Source organism: Pauljensenia sp. 20925_1_34 (genome assembly GCF_041432775.1).
Classification (GTDB): domain Bacteria; phylum Actinomycetota; class Actinomycetes; order Actinomycetales; family Actinomycetaceae; genus Pauljensenia.
Window position 1 is genome coordinate 1 of sequence record NZ_JAPWAG010000060.1, and the last position, 1,270, is coordinate 1,270.

At 57.8% G+C, this 1,270-nt stretch carries 1 rRNA gene; it reads right to left on the reverse strand.

Annotated elements, in window-relative coordinates:
- Window positions 1-1,270 (reverse strand): 16S ribosomal RNA (locus tag O3669_RS10840); the annotation flags it as partial.

The window sequence follows — 1,270 nt, forward strand, 5'->3', positions numbered from 1 at the left end:
GTGTTACCAACTTTCGTGACGTGACGGGCGGTGTGTACAAGGCCCGAGAACGTATTCACCGCAGCGTTGCTGATCTGCGATTACTAGCGACTCCACCTTCATGGGGTCGAGTTGCAGACCCCAATCCGAACTGAGACTGGCTTTAAGGGATTCGCTCCACCTCACGATATCGCAACCCTCTGTACCAACCATTGTAGCATGCGTGAAGCCCAAGACATAAGGGGCATGATGATTTGACGTCATCCCCACCTTCCTCCGAGTTAACCCCGGCAGTCCCCCACGAGTCCCCACCATCACGTGCTGGCAACATAGGGCAAGGGTTGCGCTCGTTGCGGGACTTAACCCAACATCTCACGACACGAGCTGACGACAACCATGCACCACCTGCACACGACCAACTAAATGCCACCACATCTCTGCAGTGCCGCCGTGCATGTCAAGCCTTGGTAAGGTTCTTCGCGTTGCATCGAATTAATCCGCATGCTCCGCCGCTTGTGCGGGCCCCCGTCAATTCCTTTGAGTTTTAGCCTTGCGGCCGTACTCCCCAGGCGGGGCACTTAAAGCGTTAGCTACGGCGCAGAAACCACGGGTGGCCCCCACACCTAGTGCCCAACGTTTACAGCGTGGACTACCAGGGTATCTAATCCTGTTCGCTCCCCACGCTTTCGCTCCTCAGCGTCAGTAACGGCCCAGAGACCCGCCTTCGCCACCGGTGTTCTTCCTGATATCTGCGCATTCCACCGCTACACCAGGAGTTCCAGTCTCCCCTACCGCACTCAAGTCAGCCCGTACCCACCGCACGCCCCCAGTTAAGCCAGAGGATTTCACGGCAGACGCGACCAACCGCCTACAAGCCCTTTACGCCCAATAATTCCGGACAACGCTCGCGCCCTACGTATTACCGCGGCTGCTGGCACGTAGTTAGCCGGCGCTTCTTTACCCACTACCCTCACCACAACCCAAAGCTGCGGCTTGACCATGAGCGAAAGAGGTTTACAACCCGAAGGCCTCCATCCCTCACGCGGCGTCGCTGCATCAGGCTTCCGCCCATTGTGCAATATTCCCCACTGCTGCCTCCCGTAGGAGTCTGGGCCGTATCTCAGTCCCAATGTGACCGGTCACCCTCTCAGGCCGGCTACCCGTCAAAGCCTTGGTAGGCCATCACCCCACCAACAAGCTGATAGGCCGCGAGCCCATCCCCCACCAGAAAAAACCCTTTCCACCAACCCCCATGCGAAGGCAAGTGAATATCCAGTATTAGCACCCGTTT